This is a genomic window from Streptomyces sp. NPDC006512, from assembly GCF_040611935.1.
Lineage (GTDB): Bacteria > Actinomycetota > Actinomycetes > Streptomycetales > Streptomycetaceae > Streptomyces.
The window spans coordinates 1-26,955 of the sequence record NZ_JBEXPG010000032.1 but is presented as its reverse complement, the minus strand read 5'-3'; the positions used below and the strand labels follow the sequence as shown (position 1 = coordinate 26,955).

The window sequence follows — 26,955 nt, the reverse complement described above, 5'->3', positions numbered from 1 at the left end:
GGCTCACGGCGACGCACCCCACCACGGCCCGGAGGGGGACCGCGTCACTGGGCCGTCGTGGCGGCGGGGATGTCGACGCGGGCGGCCCTGCGGGCCGGCCAGAGCGAGGCGAGCAGCGCGCCCGCGAGCGCGATGAGCACGCCGAGGGCGAGGCGGCCCCAGGGCAGGACCAGCGTGTAGCCCGCGACGTTCTCCTGAAGGGTGCGGCCGAGCGCCCAGCCGAGGAAGACGCCCAGGGCCGTGCCCAGCGTCGCGCCGAGCCCGCCGAGGAGCAGGGCCTCCAGCCGGATCATCCGGGTCACGCCGGCGCGGTCCACGCCGAGGGCGCGCAGGGTGCCGATCTCCTTGCGGCGTTCGAGGACGGACATGGCGAGGGTGTTGGCGATGCCCAGCCCGGCGATCACGAGGGCCATGCTCAGCAGCGCGTAGAAGACGTTCAGCTGGTCGCCGATGGAGCCGCTGTCCTCGGCCCGGATCGCCGCTTCGTCGCGGACGGCCAGCGCCGGGTTGTCGCCGAGGGCGTGGGTGAGGCCGGCGAGCGCGGCCCGGCCGGGTCCGCCGTCGGTGGCGACGAGGATCCCCGCGGTGTTCGGGTTCGGGTCGTAGCGGGCGACGAGGGAGTCGGGGGCGGTGATGCTGGGCAGCAGGTTGCTCTGTTCGTCGGCCCGGTAGACGGCGCCGATGGTGACGGCGCCGCGCTGCCCCTCCTGGCGTTCCAGGGGGAGGGTCTGGCCGACGCGCCAGCCGGCCGCCCTGGCCTTGAAGTCGGCCACGGCGATGTGTCCCCTGGCCAGGCTGTCGAGGGAGCCCTCGACGACGTCGTACCTCAGCAGCCGGCCGATGGTGGCCGGGTCGACTCCGGTCAGGACTGAGGGAACGCCGGCCAGGCGGTATTCGGTGGACTGGTTGAGCGGGCTGAAGGCGGTACCGGGCAGCTTCCGGAGGGGTTCCGCGGTGGCGGGGGTCATCCGCATGGCGCCCTCGGCGGGCTTGACCAGGTAGTCGGCGGTGAAGTCGTGGGTGGTGGCGCGGTCGAGGTACCGGGCGGCGGAGGCCCCGAGCACGGACAGGCCCGAGGCGAGGGTGAGGGCGATGGCGAGCGCGGCCGCGGTGGCGCCCGTACGGCGCGGGTCGCGCACGGTGTTGCGGGCGGCGAGGTTGCCGTACACCGGGTGGAGGCGGGTCAGCGGCGGCCGGACCAGGGCGACGAACGGCCGGGCCAGCAGCGGGATGAGGACGATGGTCCCGGTCACGGTGAGGGCCGCGCCGACGCCGATGACGGTGCGGGCGTCCTTCCCCGTGGTGAGGGCCCCGTACGCGGCGGCGGCGACGCCGGTCAGCAGCAGCGCGGCCCCGAGGACGGTGCGCGCGGAGCCGGCGCGGGCGGGCTCCGTGGGTTCGGCGGCGCCGAGGGCCGCGACGGGCGGGATGGCCATGGCCCGGCGGATCGGGAGCCATGCGGCGATCATGGGCAGCGCGGTGCCGGCCAGCAGGGCCGTGATCACGGTGCCCGGTGTGAGGACCAGCGGACCGGCCGGGCTGTCTGCGGAGGTGAACAGCGTACGGAGCAGGGCGGCGACCCCGGTTCCGAGGGCGAGACCGGCCGCGGAGGCGACCGCGCCGACGAGGAGGGACTCGGTCAGGAGGATGCGGCGCACCTGCGTGCGCGAGGCGCCGACGGCGCGCATCAGGGCCAGCTCCCTCGTGCGCCGGGCGACGAGCATGGTGAAGGTGTTGGAGATGAGGAAGGTGGCGACGAACAGGGCGACGGCGGCGAAGCCCAGCAGGATCTGGCTCATGGTGTCGCTGTCGCCGGTGGCGAGGTTGACCTGGATCCGGGCGAGCTGGGCGCCGGTGGCCGCGCCGGCGCCCTGGGGCAGTACCGCTTCGACGCGGGCCAGGAGCTGCTGCGCGTCGGTGCCGGGGGCGGCGGTGACCTCGGCGTTCTGGTAGCGGCCGGGCTGGAGGAAGAGCCGCTGGGCGGTGGCGTCGGTGAACAGCGTCAGGCTGCCGCCGGCGGGGAGCTTGGTGCCGTCGGTACGGAAGGTTCCGCTGAGGGTGTACGTGGCGGCGCCCTGGTTCGTTCCGACGCGGACGCCGTCCCCGACGCGGTATCCGCCCGCGGCGGCGGTGGTCTCGTCGAGGGCGATCGTGTGGTCGCCGGTCGGGCCGGACCCGTGGGTGAAGCGGTAGGCGGGGTCCGTCCCGTTGCTTCCCGGGGCGAAGTTGCCGCCCCGGTGGGACGGGCCGTGCCCGAGGAGCCGCCCGTCGCGGCCGGCGACGGCGGCGAAGCCGTCGACCCGGCCCGTGGCGGCGGCGACGCCGGGCACCCCGGTCAGGGTGGGCAGGAGGCCGGCGTCGAGTCCGGCGGGGCCGCCGCCCGCGCCCGTGCCCCGGGAATCCTCGGGGAAGACGCTGACGGCGATGCGCTCGTAGCCGTCAACCGCCCGGGCGGCGGCGGCGCGGCCCAGGCTGTCGCCGTAGACGAGGCTGCCGGAGATGAAGGTGACTCCGAGCATGACCGCGAACGCGGTCATCAGGAGGCGGGCCTTGTGCGCGGACACGTTGCGCAGGGCGGTACGGAACATGGGTGGGGATCCTGGCTGGCGGGCTCGGCGGATGCGAGCGGACGGCTGGTGCGGACCGGGGCCTCGCGGGGAGGGAACGGGTGCGTCGCGGGAAGGGAAGGGGCGCCGCGGGAGGAGCCGGGGCGTCCCGGGAAGGGGCGGGGGCGTCGCCGGAAGGGCTGAGCGGCGGTCAGCTCGTGCGGGAGCGGGTGTCGAACGCCTTCATCCGGTCCAGGACCCGGTCCGGGGTGGGCCGGTCCATCTCGTCGACCAGCCGGCCGTCGGAGAGGAAGACCACGCGGTCCGCGTAGCCGGCGGCCACGGGGTCGTGGGTCACCATGACGACGGTCTGGCCGAGCTCGCGCACCGAGTCGCGCAGGAAGCCGAGGACCTCCGCGCCGGCGCGGGAGTCGAGGTTCCCGGTCGGCTCGTCACCGAAGACGATCGCGGGGCGGGACACCAGGGCGCGGGCCACCGCCACGCGCTGCTGCTGCCCGCCCGACAGCTGTCCGGGCCGGTGGCCCAGGCGCTGTGAGAGACCGACCATGGACACGACGCGGTCCAGCCACGCCCGGTCGGGCCGTCGCCCGGCGATGGTCAGCGGCAGGGTGATGTTCTCCAGCGCGGTCAGCGTCGGCAGCAGGTTGAACGCCTGGAAGACGAAGCCGATGCGGTCGCGGCGCAGCTGGGTGAGCTGCCGGTCGTTCAGCGTGCTCAGTTCGGTGGTGCCGATGCGGACGGAGCCGGAACTGATCGAGTCGAGGCCGGCGGCGCAGTGCATCAGCGTGGACTTGCCGCAGCCGGAGGGGCCCATGATCGCGGTGAACTCGCCCTCCCGGAAGGAGATGCTGACGCGGTCCAGGGCGACCACGCGGGTGTCGCCGCTGCCGTAGACCTTCGACAGGTCGGTGGTGGCGGCCGCGGCCCCGGTCGGCGCGTACGGCGTGTGCGGGGCAAGGGGGTCGGCGGTCACGGAGGACTCCTCTTCGGGTGCGGACGGCGCGTGGAGACGCGTGGAGGTGCACTTCGAAGGGTGTCCGGGGGACGTATCGGGACCGGGGCCACCGTGTATCGGCCGCCGCTCCGCCGTGTAGCGGTTCTGTAGCGGGCTCCCGGGTCAGGTCGCGGGCAGGCGCAGGATGGCCACCGCTCCCCCGTCCGGGGCGTTGTCCAGGCGCAGCTCGGCGCCGAGGACCCTGGCCTGGCCCAGGGCGATGGTCAGGCCCAGGCCGTGGCCCGTACCGCGTTCCTTCGCGCCCGTGTGGAAGCGGCGGGGGCCGTCGAGCAGCAGTTCCCGGGGGAAGCCGGGGCCGTGGTCGCGGACGACGACCGTACGGCCCTCGACGGTGACCACCACCGGGGTGTGCCCGTGCCGGTGGGCGTTGACGACGAGGTTGCCGACGATGCGTTCGAGGCGGCGCGGATCGGTCTCCACGGTCTCCCCGGTCCCTGCGGGCCCGGTCCCGGCGAGCCGGGCGTCGGCGTTGGGGTCGGCGTCGGTGACAGTGACGGTGGTCTCGGTGTCGAGGCCGGTGTGGGCCACGGCCTCGGCGACGACCGCGCCGAGCGGGACGCGGGCGCGTACGGGCTGTTCGGCGCCGGCGTCCAGCCGGGAGATCTCCAGCAGGTCCTCGACGAGGGCGCGCAGGTCCCGCACCCGGGCCCGGAGCAGGTCCTCCGTCTCTCCGGGCGGCAGCAGGTCGGCGGCGATCAGCAGGCCGCCGACGGGGGTGCGCAGCTCGTGGGCCACGTCCGCGGTGAACTGGCGTTCGGTGCGGAGCCTGCGGCTGAGGCTGTCGGCCATGAGGTCGACGGTGGCGGCGATGTCGGCCACCTCGTCGCGGCCCTTGGTGGGACCGGTCCGGGCGTCCAGGTCACCGGCGGAGATCCGGTCCGCGGTCTCGGAGACCTGCCGCAGGCGGCGGGCGAGCAGCCCGGCTCCGTAGACCGCGAGGGGCGTGGCGGCGGCGAGGGCGACGAGCGAGGCGACCGCCATGATCACGTCGAGGCGTCGCAGGTCGTATAGCTCGGAGCTCATGTTGATCTGGACGGCCAGCACCCGGCTGCCCGGGCCGTCGGTCCGCTGGGCGGCCCAGACGCTCGGGCCCACGTTTCCGTCGACGCGGGCGTCGCGGGCCGTGTGCCGGTCGCCGTCGGACGGACGGTCCAGGGTGGCGGGCAGGCCGGGAGGATCGAGTTCGGCACCATCGGCGAGGGTTCCGGTGCGCCGGTAGACGTCCATGGCCGAGTACAGCGTGTTGACGGCGCGTGCTTCGGCCCGGCTGTGGATGTCCTGGGCGGTCCACAGGTGGACCAGTACGCCCACGGCCGCCGCGACCAGGCAGGCCGTGGCCGCGGCCAGTGCGGCGATCTTCCAGCGCAGGGGCACGCGGTCCGGCCTCGGCCGGCGGAGACGGCGCACCGGCCTCAGCGCCTGAGCTTGTAGCCGAAGCCGCGGACCGTCTCGATCCGGTCGCGGCCGAGCTTGCCGCGCAGCCGCTGCACGCACAGGTCCACGACCCGGCTGTCGCCGTCCCAGCCGTAGTCCCACACGTTGCGCAGGAGGGTGTGCCGCTCCAGCACGATGCCCGGGTGGGCGGCGAACTCCAGCAGGAGCTTCAGCTCGGTCGGGGTCAGTGCCACCGGGCTGCCGGCGACGCGTACTTCCAGGCCGCCGGTGTCGATGGTCAGGTCCCCGAAGACCAGCGGTTCCCCCTCGGGCCGCGACGGCGCGCCGTCCCCCGGAGTTCCGGGTACGGGCTCGGGTGCGGGGGCGTAGGTCGCCCGCCGCAGGAGCGAGCGGATGCGGGCCACGAGCACGTACGTGTCCACGGGCTTGACCACGTAGTCGTCCGCCCCAGCCTCCAGCCCCGCGACGACGTCGAGCCCGTCGCCGCGGGCGGACATCATCAGCACGGGCACCAGGCTGGTCTCCCGGACCCTGCGGCAGAGGCCGATCCCGTCGAGGCCGGGCAGCATCACGTCGAGGATCAGCAGGTCGAAGCTCTCGTCGCGGAAGAGTTCGAGCCCCGTCAGCCCGTCGGCGGCGGTCTCCATCCGGTAGCCGTAGCGCTCCAGGGCGACGGTGAAAGACCGGCGCATCAGGGCGTCGTCCTCCACCAGCAGCACGCGAACGGGGCGCGGAGGGGCCGGAGCGGGGGCGGACGAGGACACGGGCGGATGACTCCTGGTCGGTGGTTCGGGCGGCGGCCGGGCGGGGGTCCCGTACGGTCACGCGCGGCGGGGCCCGAAAGGAACGATATGACAGACACCGGGCACGTCGGCCACCTCGCGGCGGGCCCGCCCGAAGCCCCGCACGGCCCCTTCCGCCCGTTCGAGCCCAGGTCAGCCCGTACGACAGGGCTCGTACGGCCGCCGGTTCCGGGTGCTCCGGGCCGTGGGGCCCGGAACCACCGATGGCCAACGAAGCGCTCCCTGATACCCGACCGATACAAACCCGGTTCCGTGACCGGAGAGGTCCGCCCGGGTCACGGCACCGGTGTGTCGTCGAGGAGCCGCCACGCGGTGAGGGCGAGCCTGACCCGCATCAGGCCGGTGGGATCGGTGAGTTCGATGCCCAGGGTCCTTCCGATCTGTTCCAGCCGGCGGGCGACGCTGCTGTGGTGCAGGTGGAGCCGGGCGGCGGCCCGGCGGAGGGAGCCGGTGGCGCAGTAGGCGTCCAGGGTCTCCAGGTCCTCCGGGCTGTCGGCGATCCGGCCGATCGCGGCCACGTCGGTGTTCTCCCGCACGGCGTCCGGGGGGACCACGGCCAGCAGCGCCAGCGCTCCCAGGTCGTCGTAGCGGACGACCGGCCGGCGTGAGGTGGTGAAGCGCAGGGCCGTGCGGGCTTCCCGCCACGACCGGTCGGGGGCGTCGGCGACGCCGATGCCCGCCCTGACGCCCGCCGGGAACCGGTCCCGGTCGACGGTGGTGGCCAGGATGACGCCCACGTCGGTGAGGGAGGCCGCCTTCACCGGGCGGGCCGGGCAGAGCAGACCGCCGATCCGGTCGAGCGGCAGCCGCGACCGGACGGCGACGACGCGGACCGGCTGCCCGGCGGGAAACCCCAGGAGCCGCAGCGCCCGGGCTCTGGACGCCTCGTCGCCGTCGGAGCTGACCGCCAGCTCGACGAGGGCGGGGTCGGCCATGGTGGTACGGGTCGGACCGTACCGCTCGACGACGGCCGCGGTGGCGAGGGCGAGCCGCTCCAGCAGCACTTCGTCGAGCGGATGGGGCGGCCCGGTGCGCTCCAGCCACACCGTGCCGATCTCTTCCTCGTCGAGGGTGACCGGTGTGGTGCTGGACGCGGGTGGCCGCGGGCCGGCGGTTTCCCCGCCGTCGGGCGACACGCGGATCACCCGGCCCGTGCCGTGCAGCCGGATGCCGGCCACGCATTCGGCCAGCCCCGCCGAGGACCGGGCCAGCGCCGGCACGTCCACCCGCCGGCGCATCAGCGTGTCGTAGAACGCGACGACGCGGATCGCGCCTTCGACGTGCGGGTCCAGGTGCGACAACCGTTCGGCCAATGCCTCCATGCCCAGAGGGTACCGACGCCGTGCGGCGCCGGCCGGCGCGCGATCCGGGGCTCTTCCCCGACGAACGGCGGATCCAACGCCCATGACGGGGGCGGGGTTTGGGCGGGCAAGCCCTCAAGCACGTCCTCGCCCTCGACGAGGGTCACCGCTTCCCCCACGTGGAACGGGCCGGGGCGGGTGACGTCAACTGCGGCCTGCGGTCGTCTTCGTGAGCACGTCCCCGTCGTGGAACCCGCGCGAACGGCCGTCGGGCGCCGGCGAACGCCGGGCTGCGGGTGACGCTTCGCGCGCATGTGCCCGTGGGGCGGTGAGCGCGCTCCGACCTATAGTTACGCGCTGTCCGCCACCTCGCGGGGCGGCCGGCGGCGGTTCACGGTTCGGTTCGGTTCGGCGTCGAGGGAGGCCGCTCATGGCCAGCGTGTTTCAGGAGCGCAAGCTCACGGGGATGTTCGCCGCGTTCGACGCGGACGGCGACGGCTACCTGCGCGAGGAGGACTTCACCGCGCTCGTGGCCCGCTGGAGCCGCCTGCCGGGGGTGGGGCCCGGGACCGAGCTCCGCGCGCGGGTGGAGGTACTGCTGATGGGCTGGTGGGCCGCCCTGCTGGAGGCCGGTGACGCCAACGGTGACGGTGCGGTCGACATGGGCGAACTGCTCTCCCTCGTCGACAGGCTGCCCGCCATGGCCGCGGAGGTGACCGCGACCGCGGACACCGTCTTCGACGCCGTGGACTCCAACGGTGACGGCCGGATCTCCCCCGAGGAACACCGCAGGCTCGTCGAGACCTGGAACGGCCGGCCCGTGGACATGACGGGCGTCTTCGAACTGCTCGACCTGAACGGCGACGGCCACCTCAGCCGCGAGGAATTCGCGCTGCTGTGGCACCAGTTCTGGACCAGTGACGATCCCGCGGAACCGGGCAACTGGCTCTGCGGGCGGTTCTCCGCCTAGGGAGTCAGAGCAGTCACCCGCCCCGGGGCCGTGGGGCTCCGGGGCGGGTGACTACGGCTGCACGGGTCAGGCGGCGGTGATGTTCTCCGCCTGCGGGCCCTTCTGGCCCTGCGTGATGTCGAAGGTCACGGCCTGGCCTTCCTGGAGCTCGCGGTACCCGGTGGAGTTGATGTTGGAGTAGTGGGCGAAGACGTCAGGTCCGCCGCCGTCCTGCGCGATGAAGCCGAAGCCCTTTTCGGAGTTGAACCACTTCACGGTCCCGCTGGCCATGGTCATGCCTCTCAGTCGATGTCGGATCCGCACCGCGCGGACCCGGAGGTGATCGCCCTGGTCCGGCATGCACTGCACAGCAAAACGCCCACGCCAGGGCGCGGGCAGGTACTGCGAACCACGACAGCTGAGCTGAAGCTACACGCCGGAACCGCCTATCACCAGAGAGCAACGAACACTGATTCCGAACTCGGGGATCTTGACCGAGATCCGTCGGGGACCAGTCGGGGATCAAGATCGTCGTGCCGGGCGGTCACTACGGCCGTTTTGTCGGTACTGACCGAAGTGCGGGCCACCGGACGAGTACCTGCCGGCGCATGCCGGCGGTCAGGCCGCTCACTCCGGCGAGAGGGGTGTGACCGGCGGTGATCCGGCTGACGGCCCCGAGGCGGTGGAGGAGCCGCTGCCGCGCCGTCGCCGTACCCCACTTCCAGTCCCGGTGCGGGATCCGGGCCAGGTGGTCGGTGCTTTCCCGGCGGGCCCGCTCGACCAGCGCGTCGCCCCGGAGCAGCCAGCCGGTGCACGCGTCGGCGAGGCCGTCCCGCAGCTCGGCCCCGGTGGCGTCGCGCCACGCGGTCCGGTAGGCGCGCTCCGCCCGTTCCAGCAGCGGCTCGGACGCCGCCGTGACACACCAGCAGGTGGGGAACCCGATGCGCAGGTAGGCCAGCTCCATCACGCCGCTGCCCAGGGACGCCTGCTCGAAGTCGACGAACCTGATGCCCTCGGGGGTGTGGAGGTCGTTCCCGGGGCAGGGGTCCCCGTGGAGGAGGGCGTGGCCGGATGCCTGGCCGAGCCGCTCCACGAGGTCGTCGAGTTCACCGGCGACGCCGGGCGCGACGGGGACCCGGAGGGCTTCGGCCAGTGCGAGGAAGGAGTGGACGTCGCCCCGGTCCGGGCCCTTCCACCGGGGCAGTGCCCCCGCGTCCTGCGGGCCTGCGGCGGCGTGCAGGCGGGCCAGCGCGGCCGCGTAGCCGACGGTCCAGTCCCCGGCCGGGCGCCGGTGGTCCAGGTGCTCCAGCACGAGCACCCGCTCGCCGGGATCGGCGGCCAGCAGCGCGGGCACCACGGGGGGCCGCACCCGTGCGGCGAGCCGCAGGGCGGTCACTTCCCGGGCGTAGCGCCCGTCGGCGTCCGGGCCGTCGACGATCTGCTTCACCACCGCCGTCGTCCGCGGCAGCTCCACGCGCCACACCCGCGAGCGCGGGCTGCTGCCCAGTCGGCGCGAGCGCCCGGGTGGCCCCAGCTCGGCCCGCAGCCCGTCCCCGAACGGCATTCGTGACCACACGGGTTCATGCTCCCACGGGCCTCCGCCATGCGGTACGGGGGCGGGCGGGCCCCGTCCGGGCCCGGCGGCGGAGGTCAGCGGGCCGCCGTGGTGCGGTGCGGGCACCTCGGGAGTTCCGGCCGGTCCTTCGTCCGGACGGCCGGCAGCCAGGCCGTGGCCCGGGCGGCGCCCGGCTGGGGAAGCCGTACGCGGAACCAGCCGGTGGACTGGAGGTCCTCCTCGTCGATGACGGCCTGACCGCCGGGCATCTGGCATTCGGCGTCGAGGACGTCACCGTGCCACACCCGGGTCGGTACGACGTTCTCGGCGGCGTAGGGCCGCATCGGGTCGATCGCCAGGCCGAGACTGCACTGCGGGTCCCGGTCCGCCCGTTCCTGGCATCCGCGCTCGGCATTGAACACCCTTACCCGAACGGGTGGTTCACCGGTCCCGGCCGGGGGTGCGGCCGGGGCGGCCCGTCCGGAGTACGACCAGAGCGCCGCGCCCGCCGCGCCGCACACCGTGACGGCGAGGAGAGCGGCCCGGGTGCGGCGCCATCCGCGGACCGGGGGGCGCCGGGGCGCGGTCCGCGGCCTTCCCGACCCCTCGGCGCCGATCCGCCGCAGGAGGCTGTCGGCCGTGTGCGCGGCGCGGGCGGTGTGGGTGGGGGCCAGGCAGTCGGCGGCCAGCGCGCGCCAGAACTCCGGCACCGCGGTGTCCATCCGTAACGGAGCCCGCCCCTCGGCGTACTCCTGCACCGCGGCGCCGCGCGCGGCCGCAGTGGCCCCGGGGAAGGGTGAGGCTCCGGAGGCGAACACCTCGTGGATGACGATGCCGAGGGCCCAGACGTCGGCGCTCGGCCGGACCTGTACGCCGAGTTCGCCGAGCGGGGCCCGCCAGCGCTCGGGCGGGAGGTAGCCCAGGGTGCCCATCGGGGGTCCGTGGCCGTGCGTGCCGGTCAGTTCGGTGGCGAGGCCGAAGTCCGCGAGTTTGACGGAGCCGTCGGCGCCGATGAGGACGTTCTCGGGTTTGAGGTCGGAGTGCACCCAGCCCGCGCGGTGCAGGTGGGCCAGTCCCTCGCAGACGCCGGCGATCAGCCGGCCGCCCTCGGCCTCGGTCACCCCGGCGTCGATCAGGTCGCGCAGGCTGCACCTGGCCCGTTCCATGACGAGGACGATCGCCCCGTCGAGGGCGGGGTGGTCGGGTGCGCAGAGGACCACCGAGTCCAGCAGCCGGACGAGCCGGGGATGCCCCGTGCGGCGGGCGAGGTCGACCTCCCGGCGGGCGGCTTCGGCGACGCCCCGGGCCTGGCGGGGAGCGAGCCCGGCGGTCGGCATGACCTTGAGGGCGACCTCGCCCGGCTGCCGGTCACCGTCCCGGCCGGGCCGCCGGTCCGTCGGGTTCCGGCCGTCCGGGCCGTCCGGGCCGTCGGCGGCGGGCCGTCCGGCGTACACGGTGGCCCAGCCTCCGGCCCCGATCGGCCCGGTGACCTCCCATTGCCCCACCCGGTGCCCCGGGGGAAGGAGTTCCGTCCGTTCGCTTCCCCACGAGGCGCCCGGGCCCCGTACCGGTGCCACAGCCCCTACCGTCCCCGCGCGGCCGGCTCGGTCCGGGGCGGCAGCAGCGCGAGGTGCTCCTCCCGTACGATGCCGAACCGCAGCGCGAGGCCGACCACGGCCTCGCGCTTCCCGTTCCGGCGGTCCCCCCTGGCCGTCTCGGCACTCCGGGGGGCGCCGGTCCGCAGCTTCTCCTCGGCGAGGTAGTCGATGTGTGAACTGACCGCGCGCGGCGTCAGCCTGGCGTAGGCGGTGTGGCCCCGGAGCCGCTCCACCACCTGGGGGGTGGTCGGTACGGCGACCGGTGACTGGTCGCGCAGCCAGGGTTCGCACAGGGCCACGAGCACCAGGAAGTACGTGGCCGTCTCGTCGAGGGAGTACGCCGTGACCGTACGGCTCTCCCACGGCCCGCCGGTGCCCGGCGGGTCCAGGTAGACGTGGTCCGGCGCGAACACCTGGAAGGAGACGGTGGTGTCGCGGCGCGTGGGCAGCACCACGCGGGAGAACTCGAAGGGGATGGGCGCCCCGGCGCGCCGGGGCGGCACCCGCAGGTATTCCCCGGCCCCCTCCGGGTTCTCCACCAGGTAGCTGTGGGTGGTGCTGTGGTTGCTCAGCTGCCAGTGGTCGTCGGTCACCCGGATCTCACCGGCGAGCCGTGAGATCGCGGCGTCGGCGAGCCGGAGCTCGACCGGCCTCGTCGACGAGCCGCGCCCGAAGCGGGCCCGTTCTCCCGGGCCGAGCCTGAGGGTCACCGCCCCGCCGTACGGCTCCCCGTCGGCGGCGCCTCCGCTCCCCTGCGGCAGATGGACGACTACGCCGCTCACCGCTCCCCCTGTCCCCGTCCCCGGTCCCGCGCGTCGACAGTTGTCATACACACCGAACGCTACCGCCCGCACACGGAAGTTCACCGCGCGGCATCGGCCACTTCCTGGCCCGCCGGTGCGCCGGGCAAGGCGTCGAATCCGGGGCGAATGGTCCGTCCGGTACGCGGGGAGGGTGGCCGTGCGGCAGCCGTTACGGGCTCACGCGGCGGCCGTGCGGGGGCCGTTGACGGCCCTGTGACCTTGCCTGGCCGGAACTCGGCGCCGTCGGCCCGACGGGAGCGAGCCGCAGGGCAGGGCCCCGGACCGGGGGGTCCCCGCGCCCCGGGGCGTCACACGGTGAGAAGGCCGGAGCGGAGCGGTGCGACCGGGCGCGAGGAACGGCCGCGGGCGGGATGTCAGTTGACGGCGGGGCCGGAGGTGTCGCCGACCCACGCCCATTCCGACCACGTGGAGGCGCCGGTCTGCCACTTGTGGAAGACGCCCGCGGCGCCGGCTCCGAACACCTCGATGCGGCCGTCGGCATTGGTCGCGGCCGCGATCTCGGTACCGCCGTCTCCGAAGGGCGCCCACTGCGCGTAGGGTCCGTTCGCCCCGGTCTGCCAAGCGTGCATCGCGGTGCTCCCGTTGATGGCGAACACCTCGACCCGCCCGTCCGGGGTGCGGTCACTCGCCAGTTGAGAGTCCGCCGGTCCGCCGGCCGCCTCCCAGCCGGACCAACTCGACGGCCCCGTCTGGTACTTGTGGAACACCCCGACCGGTCCGGAGGCGAACACCTCCAGCCGCCCGTCCGCGTTGTGGTCCACCGTCAGATCACGACCGCCCCCACCGAACTCCTCCCACTGCGACCAGCCACCGTTGACCGCCGTCTGGTACTGGTGCCGGAACACCTCGCCGTTCAGCGCGAACACCACCAACCGGCCGTCAGCGGACTTCTCCATCTCCAGCCGGCCCGCCACCGGACCCCCGCCCGTCGCCTCCCACACCGACCAGCCGCCGTTCACCACCGTCTGATACCGGTGGAACACCCCCACCGGTCCCGAAGCGAACACCTCCAGCCGGCCGTCCCCGTTCGCCCCCACCGCGAGATCCCGCCCGCCCCCACCGAACGGCTCCCACCCCGACCAGCCCCCCGAAGCCGCCAGCTGATACCGGTGCTGCAACACCTCCCCGTTCACCGCGAACAGCTCCAACCGCCCGTCCCCGTTCGCCGCGATCCCCAACTCCGCACCAGCCGGACCCCCCAACGCCTCCCACGCCGACCAACCCGCATTCACCCCCAACTGCCACGCGTGATACACCCCGTCCCCACCCGCCACGAACACCTCCAACCGACCGTCCGCCGACCGGGCCGACACCACCCGCCCCGATTCCGCCGGGTAGGTCAGCGGCACCGGCTGGGGGGTGGTCCCGGGGGTGCAGGGCAGTCGCACACCGCGTTCTTCGAGGTAGGGGACGGGGTCGATGCCGTGGTTCATGGACGTGTCGGGCCGCACCCGCAGGTGCAGGTGGGGGCCGCTGGACTGACCCTCGCTGCCCATCAGGGCGATCCGCTGTCCGGCCACCACGCGGTCGCCCACGGAGACGTCCCGGTGGTACATGTGCCCGTACTCGGTCACGGTGCCGTCGGCGTGCAGGATGCGGATCCACTGCCCGTATCCGTCGGCCGGCCCCGAGTTGATCACCTCGCCGTCGCCGACGGCGTGGATGGGGGTGCCGTGGTCGGCGGCGATGTCGATGCCGTCGTGGTCACCACCGTGGTACTGGGTCACGGAGCCGGACGTCGGGCACGAGCCGGGGAAGCCGGCCGGCCGGGCGGCGGCGGGCGTCGCCGGCGCCAGCACCAGCGCCGGCAGCAGGGCGGCCGTCGCCGTGAGGACGACGTGCAGGGCGCGGCGGATCGGGCGGTGCGCGGTCAACGCGGCCTCCTGGTCGGGAGCATGACGAACCAACGGGGTCGCCCGCCGCGCCCGCCCGCGGGGGGCGTGCGTACGGCACCGGCCGGGCACGGGGTCCGACGGATCCGTCCGACCACCGGTCCGGAACCTAGCGGAGCCCCCTCCCCGGCAGCACCCGGAACCTTCCGGACTGACACCACCCGCCCGGTCCGCTAGTGCCGTGGCCACATAGGTTGGCCGGGTGGGTGGTCGGGGCGGTTGGATGTGCGGTGATGTTCGTCCGCTCGTTGGGGGTGTGGTGGCTGAGCCTGTCCGTGTGCGCAGGTGGACCGACCAGGAGGGGCGGAAGCTGCAGCAGATCGTGCGCCGGGGCAGCACCAGTTCGGTGCGCTACCGGCGCGCGATAATGCTGCCGGCTTCGGCCGGCGGGAACCGGGTACCGGTGATCGCCCAACTGGTGCACGCCGACGAGGACACCGTCCGCGACGTGATCCACCGGTTCAACGAGATCGGCCTGGCCTGCTTGGACCCTCGCTGGGCGGGAGGCCGTCCCCGCCTTCTCAGTCCTGACGACGAGGACTTCGTCGGGACGGCCATCACCCGCCCGACCAAGCTCGGCCAGCCCTCCACCCGCTGGTCCATCCGCAAACTCGCCGCCTACCTGCGGAAAGTCCACGGCCGCGTATTCCGGATCGGCCGCGAGGCGTTACGGTCCCTACTTGCCGCCGCGGCATCACCTTCCAGCGAACCAAGACGTGGAAGGAGTCGCCCGACCCCGAGCGCGACGCCAAGCCCCGACCTACGCGTCCTGGGCCAACCCCATCGAGGCCCACTTCGGGCCGCTGCGACAGTTCACCGTCGCCAACTCCCACCACCGCAACCACACCGTGCAGACCCGGGCCCTGCACGCCTACCTGCGCTGGCGCAACAAGAACGCCCGCCACCCCGACGTCCTCGCCGCCCAGCGGAAGGAGCGGGCCCGCATCCGCAGTGAGAAGGCGATCAGATGGGGCGGCCAGGAGCAGTACCGTGCCGACATGACAAACAAGCGACAGCCGTTCTGGCGCACCCTCGGGACACCAGCAACCCTGGTCCTGTACCGAACCCCGGACAGGTGGCGGTACGCCGTCTATTTCACCGGACCGGCCGGCGTTGCCGACGGCGCACTCGCTGATCCTCCCTCCTCTTCCGAGCCGGATATCGCGCAGGCGGCCCTCCTGCACAAGGCCGAGGAACTCACCCGCCGACAGCTTGAGGTCCTTTGGCACGAACCCAATCAACCGGACTGGTGGACTGGCACCGTCGCCAGCGCGAGCCCGTGTCCACCTGCCTGAACCCGGCGAACCGATGTGGTCAGAGCACTAGACACCGTCATGCCGAGGGGTGGTACAGCCTTTCGGCTCGGGCGGAGTCGAGGGGGCTGTCCGGGCGCAGGTCCAGGAAGTGGTCCAGTTGCCACGCCTGTGCGCTCCGGGCCTGGCGGTTGGTGGTGGTCACCCAGGGCGGGTAGACGCGGAAGGCTCGTTTCCCGCCGGAACCGCCCTCGGATACGACTCCGTGCCGACGGAGGGCGTGCATCGGAATGACGAACTGGCCGAAGTGGTGGGCGTCCCGGCAGCTGATGACGAACAGGTCGACGGGATCCGCGGCGTCGAAGGGCTGGATGGGGCCGCCCGGGTTCCTCTTCCACACGGTGACGAACTGGCCGACCTTGGTGGGCGTCGTCCTGGCCGCGCGGAACCGGATGGCGAGGCCGTCCAGGGTGAACGTGTGGGCCGCGTACTCCGCGCTCTCGGCTTCGGGGACCGGCTGCGAGCACGTGAACCCGCAGGGGTCGTAGACGAGTTCCTTCGCCGCGAGGAGATCGGGGTGGGTCCCGGTGGTGTCCGGCCACGGTGTCCGTGCGTTCGGTCGGGGACGGGATGGGTGTTCGCCGCGCGTCGTCATCCGTTCACCCTGTCACGAGCACGTGCGCGGCCCGGCCACCGGCCCGGGGTCCGGCCTAGAGGTTGTAGCCGCCGGACACCTCGATGTTCTGCGCGGTGATCCAGCGGCCTTCCTCGGAGAGCAGGGAGGCGATGACCATGCCGATGTCCTCGGGTTCGCCCACCCGGCCGAGCGCGGTCTTCGCCGCGAGCTCCGGGATCACCTCCGGGAACCGCTCGAAGGCGTCGTCGCCGAGCCGGGTGCGGGTGGATCCGGGCGAGACGGCGTTGACCCGGATGCCGCGCCCGCTGAACTCCTTGGCCATGTAGCGGGTCAGTACGTTCAGGCCGCCCTTCATGGTCGCGTACGCTGAGAAGCCCTCCGTCATGCCCGAGGAGAGTGCGGAGTTGCTGCTCGTGTTCACGATCGCCCCGCCGTCCTCCATCAGGGGCAGCAGCGTCTGGGTGAGGAAGTACGGCCCCTTGAGCAGGACGCGTGACAGCGCGTCGAAGAGTTCCTCGGTCGTGTCCTGGAACATCGACATCTGCGCGAATCCGGCGTTGTTGACCAGGTGGTCGAAGGTGTCGCGCCGCCAGGTGTCGCGGAGCGCGCCGGCCACCGCCTCGCGGAAGGCCGGGAAGCCGGCGCTCCGACCGACGTCCAGCGGCAGTGCGACCGCCGTGCCGCCCTCCTCCTCGATCGCCGCGACGGTGTCCAGGGCGCCCTGCCGGTTGCTGCTGTAGGTGAGGATCACGCCCACGCCCCGCTTCGCGACCTCGATCGCCGCGCCCTGTCCGATGCCGGAGCTGCCACCGGTGATGATCGCTACCTTCATGATGTTCCTCCTGCACATGAGTGGCGCCGGCGGCGCCACTGGGGAATCTCGACTCCTTCATCGAACCACCATGACCTGCGCGATCGAAAGAACGATGCTCCTGCGTGCTTGCACGATCCTACTTTTTCCCGGACCCTGCGCTGGACTCGGTCACCCCCTGGTGCTTCCATCGGGACATGCCCCTGGATGAGCTCCGCTCCCTCCTGGCCCGGCACGCCGGCCCGGAGCTGACCACCGCCGTCGACGACGTGCTGATCTCCCGCGTCGAGGAGCCCGGGGACCCCTCGGCGTCGATGACGGGCACGGTGATGGCGCTGATCGCGCAGGGCGCGAAACGGCTGGCGCTCGGCCCGCGCGTGTACGAGTACCGCGCCGGGCAGTACCTCGTCGCCTCGGTGGACCTCCCCGTGACGGGCCACTTCACCGAGGCGAGCCCGGAGCGGCCCGCGCTGGGCTTCGGCCTGACGTTGCGGTCGTCCGCGATCGCCGAGCTGCTGTTGCAGGCCCCGGCGGGAGCCGTCCCGCGCCACGCCGACGCACCCCTCGGCATCGCCGTGAGCGACGCCTCCGCACCGCTCCTCGACGCGGTGGTGAGGCTGCTGCGCCTGCTCGACCAGCCGCGCGACAGGGAGGTGCTCGCGCCGCTCGTCAAGCGGGAGATCCTCTGGCGGCTGATCACCGGTGACCAGGGCGCGACCGTCCGCCAGCTCGGTCTCGCCGACAGCAACCTGGCCCACGTCTCCCGGGCGGTGAAGTGGATCCGCGAGAACCACGCGACGTCCTTCCGGGTAGAGGAGCTGGCGCAGCTCATCGGCATGAGCCCGTCCGCCTTCTACCGCAACTTCCAGGCCGTCACGGCCATGAGCCCGATCCAGTTCCAGAAGCGGATCCGGCTCCAGGAGGCCCGGCTCCTGCTGGCCGCGCACCCCAAGGACGTCGCGGGCGTCGGATACCGCGTGGGCTACGACAGTCCGTCCCAGTTCAGCCGCGAGTACCGGCGCCTCTTCGGCGCGCCGCCCAGCCAGGACGCCGCCCGCCTCCCGGGCGCGACGGTCGGCGCCCCGGTACCCCTGCCCTGAGCGCGCACAGAAGAAACTGACCGCTAAAGACACATTGGCCGGAAGTCTTTGGTCAATTTGGTGGCACGAGCGGTGATGTTTCATCATTGTGACCGCACGTCAGTTCTCGACGTGCGTCGAGGAGGCGGGGGCGCCGGGGGGTCCCCCGTTCAACCGGCCGGTCCCGCAGGCGAGTTCCCACTTCCGCCGTGCGCACCGTCGTGGCTCCCGTCCCGCTCCCGTCACCTAGGCAAAGGCCCATGTCCGCCCTGCAACTCTCGGACCTCATACGTTTCGCCCGTCACAACTCACCGTTCTACCGGGACCTCTACGCGTCCCTCCCGCCCCTCACCGACCGCCTCACCGACCTGCCGGTGGTCGACCAGAAGGAGTTCTGGGCGGCCAACACCCTCCACGACAACCGCGTGCTGACCGGCCCGCTCAGCGAGGCCACGGTCTACAAGACCGGCGGCACCACCGGGTCCCCCAAGTTCTCCGTGTACACCCGCGACGAGTGGCGCACGTTCGTCACCTCCTTCGGCCAGGGCCTCGTCGACACCGGTCTGCGACCCGGCCACCGCGTCGCCGACCTCTTCTACGCCGGGGAGCTGTACGCGAGCTTCCTCTTCGTCCTCGACTCCCTGGCCCACGCACCCGTGGACAACGTGCGCCTGCCCATCGGCGGCGGCGCTCCGCTGGAGTCCACGATCCCCACCCTGCGGGACCTCGCCGCCCAGGTGCTGACCGGTACGCCCACCACCCTGTGCCGGCTCGCCGAACAGGTGATCTCGTCCGGGGCCCGGCTCGACGCGGTGGAACTGCTCCTCTTCGGCGGCGAAGCCCTCTTCGACGACCAACGGCGCCTGCTGGCGGCCGCGTTCCCCCGGGCCGAGGCCCGTTCCGTCGGGTACGCCAGTGTCGACGCCGGGCTCCTCGGCCGCCCCGTACCCGGCGAGGACGCCCGGGTGCACCGGGCGTTCACCCCGTACGCGGTCGTCGAGATCCTCGACGACACCACCGACGAGCCGATCACCGAACCGGGGCGGCCCGGCCGGGTGGTCGTCACCAGCCTGTTCCGCCGCCTCATGCCGGTCATCCGCTATCCGGCCGGGGACCGGGCCGAATGGACCGGCACCGGGCCCGGGCACTTCCGGATCCTCGGCCGCGCCGAGGAAGGCGTACGGGTGGGACCCGTGTCCCTGTACACCCAGGACGCCCAGGACGCCGTGGCCACGGCGGACACCGCCGGGCGCGTGGTCGGCGTACAGCTCGTGGTCCGCCGCTGGGAGGGCCGCGACGGGCTCGTCCTGCGGCTGGCGACGGCCCCCGGCGACAGCGCCCCGGGCGAGGCCGCGGCCGGCCGGGCGGCGCTGGCCAGGGCCGTCGTCACGGAGCTGGAGACCGCACGCCCGTTGTATCCGGACAGCGTGCGCGCCGGTTTCGTGCACCCGCTGTCCGTGGAGTGGGCGCGCCACCGCGACCTCGCCGTCAACCCGCGCTCGGGCAAGCTCGTCCGGGTCCTCGACGAGAGGCCGACGGCGTGAGCGCCCCCTCCCCGACAGCGAACCCGACCGGGACCGGGCCCGAAGCCGAGGCCCGCCCGGAAGCCGGGATCCACCCCGAAGGCGGGGCCCACGCCGAGCCCGGAACCGAAGGGGCGACCGGCGTCCGGCGCGCCCCGCTGGTCCTGCGCAACCGCGCCTTCGGCGCCGTGTGGCTCGGCCAGGTCCTGGCCCAGGCCGCCGTCCGCATGTTCCAGGTCGGCGTGTCCTGGTGGATCGTCTCCCGCGCGGTCCGCGACGCGCCCGGACTGGCCTCCGGTCTGTTCATGGCCGCGTGCACCCTGCCCGCCGTGGCACTGGCGCCCGTCGTGGCCGCGGCCGTCGCCCGGTTCGCGCACCGTTCGGTGCTGCGGACCGCCGCCGCACTGGCCGGGGCCGCCTCCGCCGCCCTCGCGCTGTGGGCGCACGGCGGCGGCCCGCCCCTCGCGGCCGTGTACGCCGCCGCCCTCGCCCTGGCCACCTGCCAGGCGTTCTTCGACCCCTGCCTGACCACCTCGGTGCCCGAACTCGTCGACGACGCCGACATCGAGACGGCCACCGGCTTCGAACTGTCCACCCAGTCCCTCGCCGGCCTCGGCGGAGCGCTGCTCGGCGCCCTGACCGTCGACCGGGCCGGTGTGGCCGGCCTGGCCGCCGGCTGCGCCGCCGCCTACCTCGGCGCCGCCCTGCTCATCACGAGCGCCCGTTTCCGCACCGCGAGCACCGCACCCGACCCGGCGACCGCACCCACGCCCGAGCGGCGCACCCTGCGCCGCATCCTCGGCGAACTCCCCTACGTGCGGCGGATCCTGATCTGCTTCACCGCGGCGAACCTCTTCACCACCGCCGTGTTCGTCGTCATCCCCCTCTACACCCGCTCGGTGCTCCACGGCGGTGGCGGCACCGTGGCCCTGCTGGAGGCCTCCCTCGGCGCCGGCGCGCTCATCGGCGCCTTCACCGGAACCCTCGTACCGGGACGGCCCACGGTCGCGGGCGCCTGCTGCCTGGGGCTGATGGCCGTCGCCCTGGCGCTGCCCGGGCTGGTCGCACACCGTCCCGTCGTCGCGGGCTGCCTCGCCGTGGCCGGCTGGTGCGCCGGGGCCGTCAGCGTCCGGTTCGTGGCCCTCTTCCAGCGGCTGGTGCCCGCCGCCGACAAGCCCGGCTTCTTCGCCGTCATGCAGGCCGTACTGGGTGCCTCGCTGCCGGTCGCGTCCCTGCTGTTCGGCGCGGCCGGCGACCTCCTCTCGCCGCGGACTCTGTGCCTCGTGCAGGGCGCCGGCCTGGTCCCCGCCGTCTGCGCGCTGGCCCTGCTCGGCCCGGGAACGCCCCCACCGCCCACCGCAGCCGCAGCGGGAGGCGAGCGGTGAGCCCCGTGATCGCCCCGGCCACCGGCGCGGACATCGCCGAACTGCGCCAGCTCTACTACGCCGTCTACGGACCGCACTACCCCGTGGCCCTCGGCACCGACCCGGCCGAGATGGCCCGCCTGATGGCGGACCCGCACTCCTTGTGGCTCGTCGCCCGCTGCGCTGACTCCGGGGCGCTGACCGCGTCCGCGGCCGTGCACGGCGAGGAGGGCAGCCGCATCGGCCGCCTGGAGGGCATCGCCGTACACCCCGGGCACCGCTCGGCGGGCCTCGCCGCCGCCCTCACCGAGGCGCTGTGCGCCGGGATGCTGGACACGGGGCGGCTGGACTCGGTGTACGCGACCGTACGCACCGTCAGCGCCGGCCCCCAGCGCGTCGTGGCCCGCAACGGGTTCCGCCCGCTGGGCATCCTGCCCAACGCGGTGGATCTCCGCAGCCGCGAAAGCCTCGCGCTCTACGCGCGTCACTCCGCCGGAGTGCTCGACCGCCGCATCCCCGTCACCGAAGTGCCCGCCCCGCTGCTGCCGTTGCTGCGCACCACCGAGTCCGCGCTCGGCATCCGCTACCCCGGGGTCCGCGCCACCTCCGCGCCGCCCCCGGCGCCCGCAGCCCGCGGAGCCGCCGAACGGCTGGAGATGATAGAGGCACCGGCCTTCGTACGGCGCCGCTTCCGCGAGCGGTTCCCCGGCGCCGAGGGCTGGTTCTACCCGCTGCACACCCCGAACGTGCTGCTCACCCCCGAGGACGGCCGGTTCGAGGTCTACGCCTACCTCAACCGCGCCGGCGGGTACTGCTCCCTGCTGACCGCCCACCCGGACCCGGCCGCCGCGGCCGGGTACCTCGAACCCGTCACCCGGGCCCTGGCCCGCGCGGGAGCGGGCTACGTCGAGGCCCTCGTACCGCTCGCGCACCACGAGGCCCTCTCCTCCTTCCTGGCCCAGGGGTTCGTCGCCGGGGCGCTCTACCCGGCGATGCGCGCGGACGGCGAGGGCTTCCACGACTACGCCGTCCTGTCCCGCTCCAGCGAGCGCATCGACTTCCGCGGCGTCGCCGTCGAACCGCCCCTCCAGCCCTATCTGGACTGCTACGTGTCGGCCTGGGCGTCGGCACACCTGCCCACATCATCCGAGGTTGCCCCATGAACCCCCATCTCGCGCCGGTCGCCGTACCCGACCCGGCCCTCCTGCCCCACGTACAACGTCTGTGCGACCTGACCGACCCCTACGCCCACGGTCCCGCGGCGGACGAACTGTTCGCCGCCGCCATGGCGGAGACCAACGCCTGGCACACCGAACGCTCCCCGTTCTTCCGCTCCCTGTACGAGGCCACTCCCTCGGCGGAGCCGTACCGCACCCCGCTCGTCCACGCGAACTTCTTCAAGCGGCACGAGGTGCTCTCCATCCCCCGCGAGGACGTCGAACTGCATCTGACCTCCTCCGGAACCACCGGCCAGAAGTCGCAGATGTTCTTCGACCACTGGACGATCCGCTCCGCCCAGCGCATGGTCGCCCGGATCTTCGAACGCAACGGCTGGATCACCCCGGACCAGGAGGTCAACTACCTCCTGTACAGCTACGAGCCGGCCCCCTCGCTGAACCTGGGGACCGCCTTCACCGACAACTACCTGTGCGACTTCGCCCCCGCGCGCAGCGTCGCGTACGCGCTGCGCAACACCGGCGGCGACCACGAGTTCGACCCCTTCGGCTGCATCGCAGCCCTGCGGCGCTTCGAGCGGGAGGACGCCCCGGTCCGCATCCTCGGCTTCCCGGCCTTCCTGTTCTTCACCCTGGAGCGGATGCGGGCCATGGGGCTGCCACCGCTGCGCCTGCCCGAGGGCTCCCTCGTGGTCCTCGGCGGCGGCTGGAAGGGGCACGCCGACCGGCGCATCGGCAAGGAGGAGCTGTACGCGCGCGTCACCGAGCAGCTCGGCATCCCGGGCGAGCGGATCCGGGACACCTTCGGGTCGGTGGAGCACTGCATCCCGTACATCGAATGCGACCACCACCGGCTGCACGCACCCGTGTGGTCCCGGGTGACGATCCGCTCCACCCGCACCCTCGAACCCCTGCCGTACGGGGAGCGGGGCTACCTGCACCTCGTGTCGCCGTACATCACCTCCGTGCCGGCGCAGAGCGTCGTCATGGGCGACCTCGCCTCCCTCCAGCCGGGAGACGCCTGCGGGTGCGAGCTGGAAACCCCCTGGTTCACCGTGCACGGCCGTGCCGGGGTGAGCCGCAACCGCAGCTGCGCGGTGGCCGCAGCGGAACTGATGAAGGGCATGGCGTGACCGTGACGGAGACCAAGGCCGCCGACGGGCGGACCGGCGACGGCGCCCCCGGCGCGCACCACTTCTGGCAGGGCGCCTTCATCGGCGACGAGGAGGCCGGGCGTCGTCTCGCCGGCCTCCCGGCCGCGGTCGAGGCCGCGCTGACGGCGGAGTTGGAGACCGAGACCGTCCTGGCCGCCTGCGACGCCCTCGCCACCGCCCTGCGCGACCCGGCGCACCCGGTGCGCGCCCGGCTCGCCGCGCACCTGCCCGAAGGGGAGGACCCGGCCGTCCTGACCGAGCTCGGCGGGCTCCTCGGCCGGCGGGAGCTGACCCGCAAACTGCGCCGCGAACTGGGCGACGCGGCGCCGGGCCGGCTGAACCGGGCCGATCCGCGCGAGACGGTCTACGAGGCGTGGGCGCCCGTCGGCCTGGTCGCACACGTCGCCCCGGGCAACGCCGCGACGGTCGCACCGCTGAGCATCGTCGAGGGCCTGCTCGCCGGGAACGTCAACGTGCTCAAGACCAGCGGCGACGACACGCTCCTGACGCAGCACCTGATGGCCGAGCTCGCGGCCCTGGACCCCAGTGGGGCGCTGGCCGCCCGGACCGTCGTCCTGCGCTTCCCCTCCTCCCGGCAGGAGTGGCTGCGCCTCATGTGCGCGCCCGCGGACGCCGTCGCCGTGTGGGGCGGGGAAGGAGCCGTCGCGGGGGTGGCCCCCCATGTGCCGGCCGGCTGCCGGCTGGTGGAGTGGGGGCACCGGATCTCCTTCGCGTACCTGACGCGCGACGCCTGGACGGACACCCGCACGCTCGACGCCCTCGCGGCCGACGTGTGCCTGCACGAGCAGCAGGCCTGTTCCAGCCCCCAGGTGGTGTACCTCGACACCGGGGACGAGAAGGAGGTGTTCGCGTTCGCCGAGCGGTTCGCCGTGGTCCTCGGGGCCCGGCCGCCGGCCGTCGCCCCCGCCGCGGCGGGCGCACCGGATCCCGCCGAGGACGCCGAGCTGACCACCACGGAGCTGATGGCCCGGCTGGAGGAACACCTTGGTCTGACCCGGGTGTTCGCGGCGGCCGACGGCTCGTGGCGGGTCATGGCCGACACCCGCTCCCCGCTCACGGCGTCGCCGCTGCACCGCAGCGTGTGGGTCAAACCGCTGCCCCGCGAGCGGATGATCGCCACCCTGCGCCCGATGCGCCGCTACCTCCAGACGGCGGGCATCGCGGGCAGCCGGACGGACATCGCCGAGCTGTCCCGCACCGCGCTGGCCGCGGGCGTCACCCGGGTCACGCCGGTCGGCTCCATGCTGGAGAGCTACGCGGGCGAGCCGCACGACGGCGTCTACGCCCTCCAGCGCTACAGCCGCCGCGTCGCGGTCCGGGCCGACCCGGCCCGCTTCGCCACGACCGCCTGCCTGGACGACCTGGCCCGGCCCGTCGTCCTGCCGCGGCCCACGGGCCCGCTGCGCGGCAAGGAGGACGTACAGCAGCCGGCGCGGGAGCTGGCGCGGGCGGATGCCGAGCTGTACTTCCACAGCGGCGGCAGCACCGGCGCGCCCGCGCTGTCGGTGTTCAGTTACGACGACTACGACACCCAGATGCACGCCGCCGCGCGCGGCCTGCTCGCCGCCGGCCACGACCCGTCCTCGGACCGCACGGCCAACCTCTTCTACTGCGGAGCCATGTACGGCAGCTTCATCAGCTTCTTCTCGGTACTGGAGCGCCTCGGCGGGGTCCAGCTGCCGCTCTCCGCGGGGCCCGACCACCGGGCCACGGCCCGCGCCGTCATCGACCTCGGGGCCGACACCCTCTTCGGCATGCCGTCCTACCTGTGGCAGTTGCTGCACGCGGAGGAGGAAGCGCTGCGCGCGTACGGCGGCCTGCGCAAGGTCTTCTACGGCGGCGAGCACTTCACGCCGGAGCAACAGCGCACGCTGAAGGCGAAGTTCGGCATCGAGACCGTTCGCTCGATCACCTACGGCAGCACCGACCTCGGCCCGTTGGGCTACCAGTGCGCCGAGAGCACGGGCGGCGTCCACCACCTGCACGCCGACCTCCACACGATGGAGATCCTGGACCTGGCCGAGGACCGGCCGGTCGCGCCGGGCGAGACGGGGCGGCTGGTGTTCACCACGCACGCCCGGCGCGGCCAGCATCTGGGCCGCTACCTGATAGGCGACCTCGGCCGGGAGGTCCCCGGCCGCTGCCCCTGCGGCCGGCACGCGCCGCGCTTCGAACTGAGGGGGCGCACGGGTGACGTGATGCGGGTGGCGACGTACTTCCTCAACCACCGCCGCTTCCTGGCCCTCGCCGAGGAACCGGGCCGGTACGGAGGCGAGTTGCAGATCCGGCTCGACGGGGCGGCGGCACGCGAGCGGCTGACCGTACGGGTGGAGCGGACCGGGCGGACGGACCCGGAACGGCTGCGGGAGGTCTTCCTGGCCGGCTATCCGGAACTCCGCTCGGCGGTGGCGGAAGGACTGCTGGACCTGACGGTCGAGGCGGTCGACGGGGCGTCCCTGGACCGCAGCCCGACCAGCGGCAAGCTCCTCACGGTGGTGGACAGGCGGGGCTAGGAAGTCTCTAGGATGGCCGGGAGGGCGGGTCCGTAGCGCAGAGGTCGTCGCGCGCGGTCTCCAAAACCGCGAGGACGCCGGTTCGAATCCGGCCGGATCCGCCTTTCCTGCCCGAATCCCCGACCCGCTGAGCGGGCTGCGCCCCGCCGTACCGGTGGCAGTGGCCGTCGCCGTCGCCGTCTGTGGGGGCTACTCCGTCGGTGTGAGCCGGGGGCGGGCGAAACCGTCGCGGTCGGCCCGGCGAAGGGGCCGGGCGGCCGACTCGCACATCCGCGTGCCGGGCATTTCGCCCCGTTCTTCGTCACTCTGGGCAGGACCGGCGCCACCGGAGGGCACGCCGCCCGCCTCCTTCCGCCCCCACAGAAAGGGCCCCGATGGCCACGACCGCCTTCCCCGCCCCCCGCCGCACCCCGACCGGAAGCACCACCCCCTTCGACGTCGGCCTGCCCGTGCTGCGCCTGGTGCTCGGCTGCATCATGGCCGTCCACGGAACCCAGAAGCTGTTCCGCTGGTTCGACGGCCCGGGCATCAAGGGCACGGGCATGTTCTTCAGCAAGGCCGGCTATCCGGCGGGCGAGACCATGGCGGCGATCGCGGGCCTGACCGAGACGCTCGGCGGCATCGGCCTGATCCTCGGCCTGCTCACGCCGCTGTCCGCCGCCGCCATCGTCGGCGTCATGATCAACGCCATCTCCGTCAAATGGGCCGGCGACGTGATCGGCCAGGCCGGCGTCGAGTTCGAGTCCCTGATCATCGCCGCGGCCGTCACCCTCGCCCTCACCGGCCCGGGCCGCTACGCCCTGGACCGGTTCCTGCCGGTGCTCCGTGACCACCGGCTGGTCCACGGCTTCCTCGCCCTCGCCCTCGCGGTCGTACTGGCGGTCCTGGTGCTGCTGCTGCGGGACTGACGGGACCTGCGGACGGGCCGTCAGGACCGTGGCGGGCCATTGGAGTGACGTGCCGTTTCCCGTGACCTCACCGTCACGTTGAACGGCCAGAACGCGCACCTTTCCTGGCGCGTCGTCCAGAGATCATTGGGAGAAACCATGCGTATGCGCTCCGCCCTCACCGCCTCCGTCCTGGCCGCGGGCATCCTGCTGGGTGGCGCCGGCGCCGCCCTGGCCGACGGCGGCGTCGAGCTCGACCGCTTCGCCGGTGGGCACAAGAGCTACGCGTCCAACTGCTCGTCCGCCGCTGCGGTCCCGGCGGCGTTCGGCCCCGCCTACACCTCGACCTGTGCGAAGGAAGGCGAGAGCGAGTTCGCGAAGTTCGCGCACCTCGGCGCGTTCTGACGCCAAGCGGCAGGACAGGGGCAGTCGACGACGGCGTCGGCTGCCCCTGCGGTGTGTCGGGGGCCCGGCGGCGTCCGGTGACGACACGGCCTAGGCAGTGTCTTCAAAGGGGCTTTAGCCAGAGGAACAGGGATGCGACGGTGACGGCTGCCTGGTAGGACTCGCGGGTTTTGTCGTAGCGAGTGGCGATCGCGCGGAACTGTTTCAGCCGGTTGAAGCAGCGCTCGACGACGT

The 26,955-nt window shown here is 73.5% G+C and carries 21 protein-coding genes, 1 tRNA gene and 2 pseudogenes; 11 read left to right on the top strand and 13 right to left on the bottom strand.

What is annotated here, in order from left to right; translation table 11 throughout:
* Nucleotides 1-44 precede the first annotated feature (44 nt).
* The 5 genes from ABZZ17_RS22655 to ABZZ17_RS22635 all read right to left on the bottom strand — a co-directional run bounded on the left by ABZZ17_RS22655 (nt 45) and on the right by ABZZ17_RS22635 (nt 7,102).
* A complete protein-coding gene (locus ABZZ17_RS22655) occupies nt 45-2,588 on the bottom strand; it encodes an FtsX-like permease family protein (protein ID WP_356878112.1) in 2,544 nt (847 codons plus the stop codon).
* A 169-nt stretch (nt 2,589-2,757) separates the two neighbouring features.
* Complete coding sequence (locus ABZZ17_RS22650) at nt 2,758-3,471, bottom strand: ABC transporter ATP-binding protein (RefSeq protein WP_356878170.1); 714 nt, start codon at nt 3,469-3,471, stop codon at nt 2,758-2,760.
* 213 nt (nt 3,472-3,684) lie between these two features.
* A complete protein-coding gene (locus tag ABZZ17_RS22645; protein WP_356878111.1) occupies nt 3,685-4,956 on the bottom strand; it encodes a HAMP domain-containing sensor histidine kinase in 1,272 nt (423 codons plus the stop codon).
* A 38-nt stretch (nt 4,957-4,994) separates the two neighbouring features.
* Nucleotides 4,995-5,741 (bottom strand): two-component system response regulator CseB, encoded by a 747-nt coding sequence (cseB, locus tag ABZZ17_RS22640; RefSeq protein WP_356878110.1) that lies wholly within the window; start codon nt 5,739-5,741, stop codon nt 4,995-4,997.
* Nucleotides 5,742-6,055: 314 nt separating this feature from the next.
* Nucleotides 6,056-7,102: a helix-turn-helix domain-containing protein gene (locus ABZZ17_RS22635; RefSeq protein ID WP_356878109.1), complete on the bottom strand. Its 1,047-nt coding sequence runs from the start codon at nt 7,100-7,102 to the stop codon at nt 6,056-6,058.
* A 409-nt stretch (nt 7,103-7,511) separates the two neighbouring features.
* On the opposite strand from ABZZ17_RS22635, the gene ABZZ17_RS22630 reads away from it, so the two are divergent.
* A complete protein-coding gene (locus ABZZ17_RS22630) occupies nt 7,512-8,051 on the top strand; it encodes an EF-hand domain-containing protein (RefSeq protein WP_356878108.1) in 540 nt (179 codons plus the stop codon).
* A 66-nt stretch (nt 8,052-8,117) separates the two neighbouring features.
* Here ABZZ17_RS22630 and ABZZ17_RS22625 read toward each other — a convergent pair whose 3' ends face one another.
* From ABZZ17_RS22625 to ABZZ17_RS22605, 5 genes are all read right to left on the bottom strand, one after another.
* Nucleotides 8,118-8,321 carry a cold-shock protein gene (locus tag ABZZ17_RS22625; protein WP_328929665.1) on the bottom strand — a complete coding sequence of 68 codons (204 nt, stop codon included), beginning with the start codon at nt 8,319-8,321 and terminating at the stop codon, nt 8,118-8,120.
* A gap of 256 nt (nt 8,322-8,577) precedes the next feature.
* Entirely contained in the window at nt 8,578-9,606 is a 1,029-nt protein-coding gene (locus ABZZ17_RS22620) for an aminoglycoside phosphotransferase family protein (protein WP_356878107.1), read from the bottom strand.
* 74 nt (nt 9,607-9,680) lie between these two features.
* On the bottom strand, nt 9,681-11,090 hold the full coding sequence (locus ABZZ17_RS22615) for a serine/threonine-protein kinase (RefSeq protein WP_356878106.1): 1,410 nt from the start codon (nt 11,088-11,090) through the stop codon (nt 9,681-9,683).
* 77 nt (nt 11,091-11,167) lie between these two features.
* Complete coding sequence (locus ABZZ17_RS22610) at nt 11,168-11,965, bottom strand: serine/threonine protein kinase (protein WP_356878105.1); 798 nt, start codon at nt 11,963-11,965, stop codon at nt 11,168-11,170.
* Nucleotides 11,966-12,360: 395 nt separating this feature from the next.
* Nucleotides 12,361-13,881 carry a peptidoglycan DD-metalloendopeptidase family protein gene (locus ABZZ17_RS22605; protein ID WP_356878104.1) on the bottom strand — a complete coding sequence of 507 codons (1,521 nt, stop codon included), beginning with the start codon at nt 13,879-13,881 and terminating at the stop codon, nt 12,361-12,363.
* A 277-nt stretch (nt 13,882-14,158) separates the two neighbouring features.
* On the opposite strand from ABZZ17_RS22605, the pseudogene ABZZ17_RS22600 reads away from it, so the two are divergent.
* Nucleotides 14,159-14,879: pseudogene (locus tag ABZZ17_RS22600) on the top strand (helix-turn-helix domain-containing protein); the annotation flags it as partial.
* Nucleotides 14,880-15,231: 352 nt separating this feature from the next.
* Here ABZZ17_RS22600 and ABZZ17_RS22595 read toward each other — a convergent pair.
* On the bottom strand, nt 15,232-15,807 hold the full coding sequence (locus ABZZ17_RS22595; protein ID WP_356878103.1) for a MepB family protein: 576 nt from the start codon (nt 15,805-15,807) through the stop codon (nt 15,232-15,234).
* 55 nt (nt 15,808-15,862) lie between these two features.
* Nucleotides 15,863-16,621 carry an SDR family oxidoreductase gene (locus ABZZ17_RS22590; RefSeq protein WP_356878102.1) on the bottom strand — a complete coding sequence of 253 codons (759 nt, stop codon included), beginning with the start codon at nt 16,619-16,621 and terminating at the stop codon, nt 15,863-15,865.
* 176 nt (nt 16,622-16,797) lie between these two features.
* On the opposite strand from ABZZ17_RS22590, the gene ABZZ17_RS22585 reads away from it, so the two are divergent.
* The 9 genes from ABZZ17_RS22585 to ABZZ17_RS22545 all read left to right on the top strand — a co-directional run bounded on the left by ABZZ17_RS22585 (nt 16,798) and on the right by ABZZ17_RS22545 (nt 26,721).
* A complete protein-coding gene (locus ABZZ17_RS22585; RefSeq protein WP_356878101.1) occupies nt 16,798-17,700 on the top strand; it encodes an AraC family transcriptional regulator in 903 nt (300 codons plus the stop codon).
* A 239-nt stretch (nt 17,701-17,939) separates the two neighbouring features.
* Nucleotides 17,940-19,223 (top strand): phenylacetate--CoA ligase family protein, encoded by a 1,284-nt coding sequence (locus ABZZ17_RS22580; protein ID WP_356878100.1) that lies wholly within the window; start codon nt 17,940-17,942, stop codon nt 19,221-19,223.
* Entirely contained in the window at nt 19,220-20,587 is a 1,368-nt protein-coding gene (locus tag ABZZ17_RS22575; RefSeq protein WP_356878099.1) for an MFS transporter, read from the top strand. The genes ABZZ17_RS22580 and ABZZ17_RS22575 overlap by 4 nt, the downstream gene beginning before the upstream one ends.
* Complete coding sequence (locus ABZZ17_RS22570; protein WP_356878098.1) at nt 20,584-21,729, top strand: GNAT family N-acetyltransferase; 1,146 nt, start codon at nt 20,584-20,586, stop codon at nt 21,727-21,729. The genes ABZZ17_RS22575 and ABZZ17_RS22570 overlap by 4 nt, the downstream gene beginning before the upstream one ends.
* A complete protein-coding gene (locus ABZZ17_RS22565; RefSeq protein ID WP_356878097.1) occupies nt 21,726-22,874 on the top strand; it encodes an acyl-protein synthase in 1,149 nt (382 codons plus the stop codon). Before ABZZ17_RS22570 ends, ABZZ17_RS22565 begins: the two co-directional genes overlap by 4 nt.
* On the top strand, nt 22,871-25,429 hold the full coding sequence (locus ABZZ17_RS22560) for an acyl-CoA reductase (RefSeq protein ID WP_356878096.1): 2,559 nt from the start codon (nt 22,871-22,873) through the stop codon (nt 25,427-25,429). Before ABZZ17_RS22565 ends, ABZZ17_RS22560 begins: the two co-directional genes overlap by 4 nt.
* A gap of 26 nt (nt 25,430-25,455) precedes the next feature.
* A tRNA-Trp gene (locus ABZZ17_RS22555) sits at nt 25,456-25,530 on the top strand.
* Between the two features lie 273 nt (nt 25,531-25,803).
* Nucleotides 25,804-26,337 carry a DoxX family protein gene (locus ABZZ17_RS22550; RefSeq protein ID WP_356878095.1) on the top strand — a complete coding sequence of 178 codons (534 nt, stop codon included), beginning with the start codon at nt 25,804-25,806 and terminating at the stop codon, nt 26,335-26,337.
* 138 nt (nt 26,338-26,475) lie between these two features.
* Nucleotides 26,476-26,721, top strand: coding sequence for a hypothetical protein (locus ABZZ17_RS22545; RefSeq protein WP_356878094.1), 246 nt, complete (start codon nt 26,476-26,478; stop codon nt 26,719-26,721).
* A 103-nt stretch (nt 26,722-26,824) separates the two neighbouring features.
* Here ABZZ17_RS22545 and ABZZ17_RS22540 read toward each other — a convergent pair.
* A pseudogene (locus ABZZ17_RS22540) lies at nt 26,825-26,955 on the bottom strand (IS5/IS1182 family transposase); the annotation flags it as partial.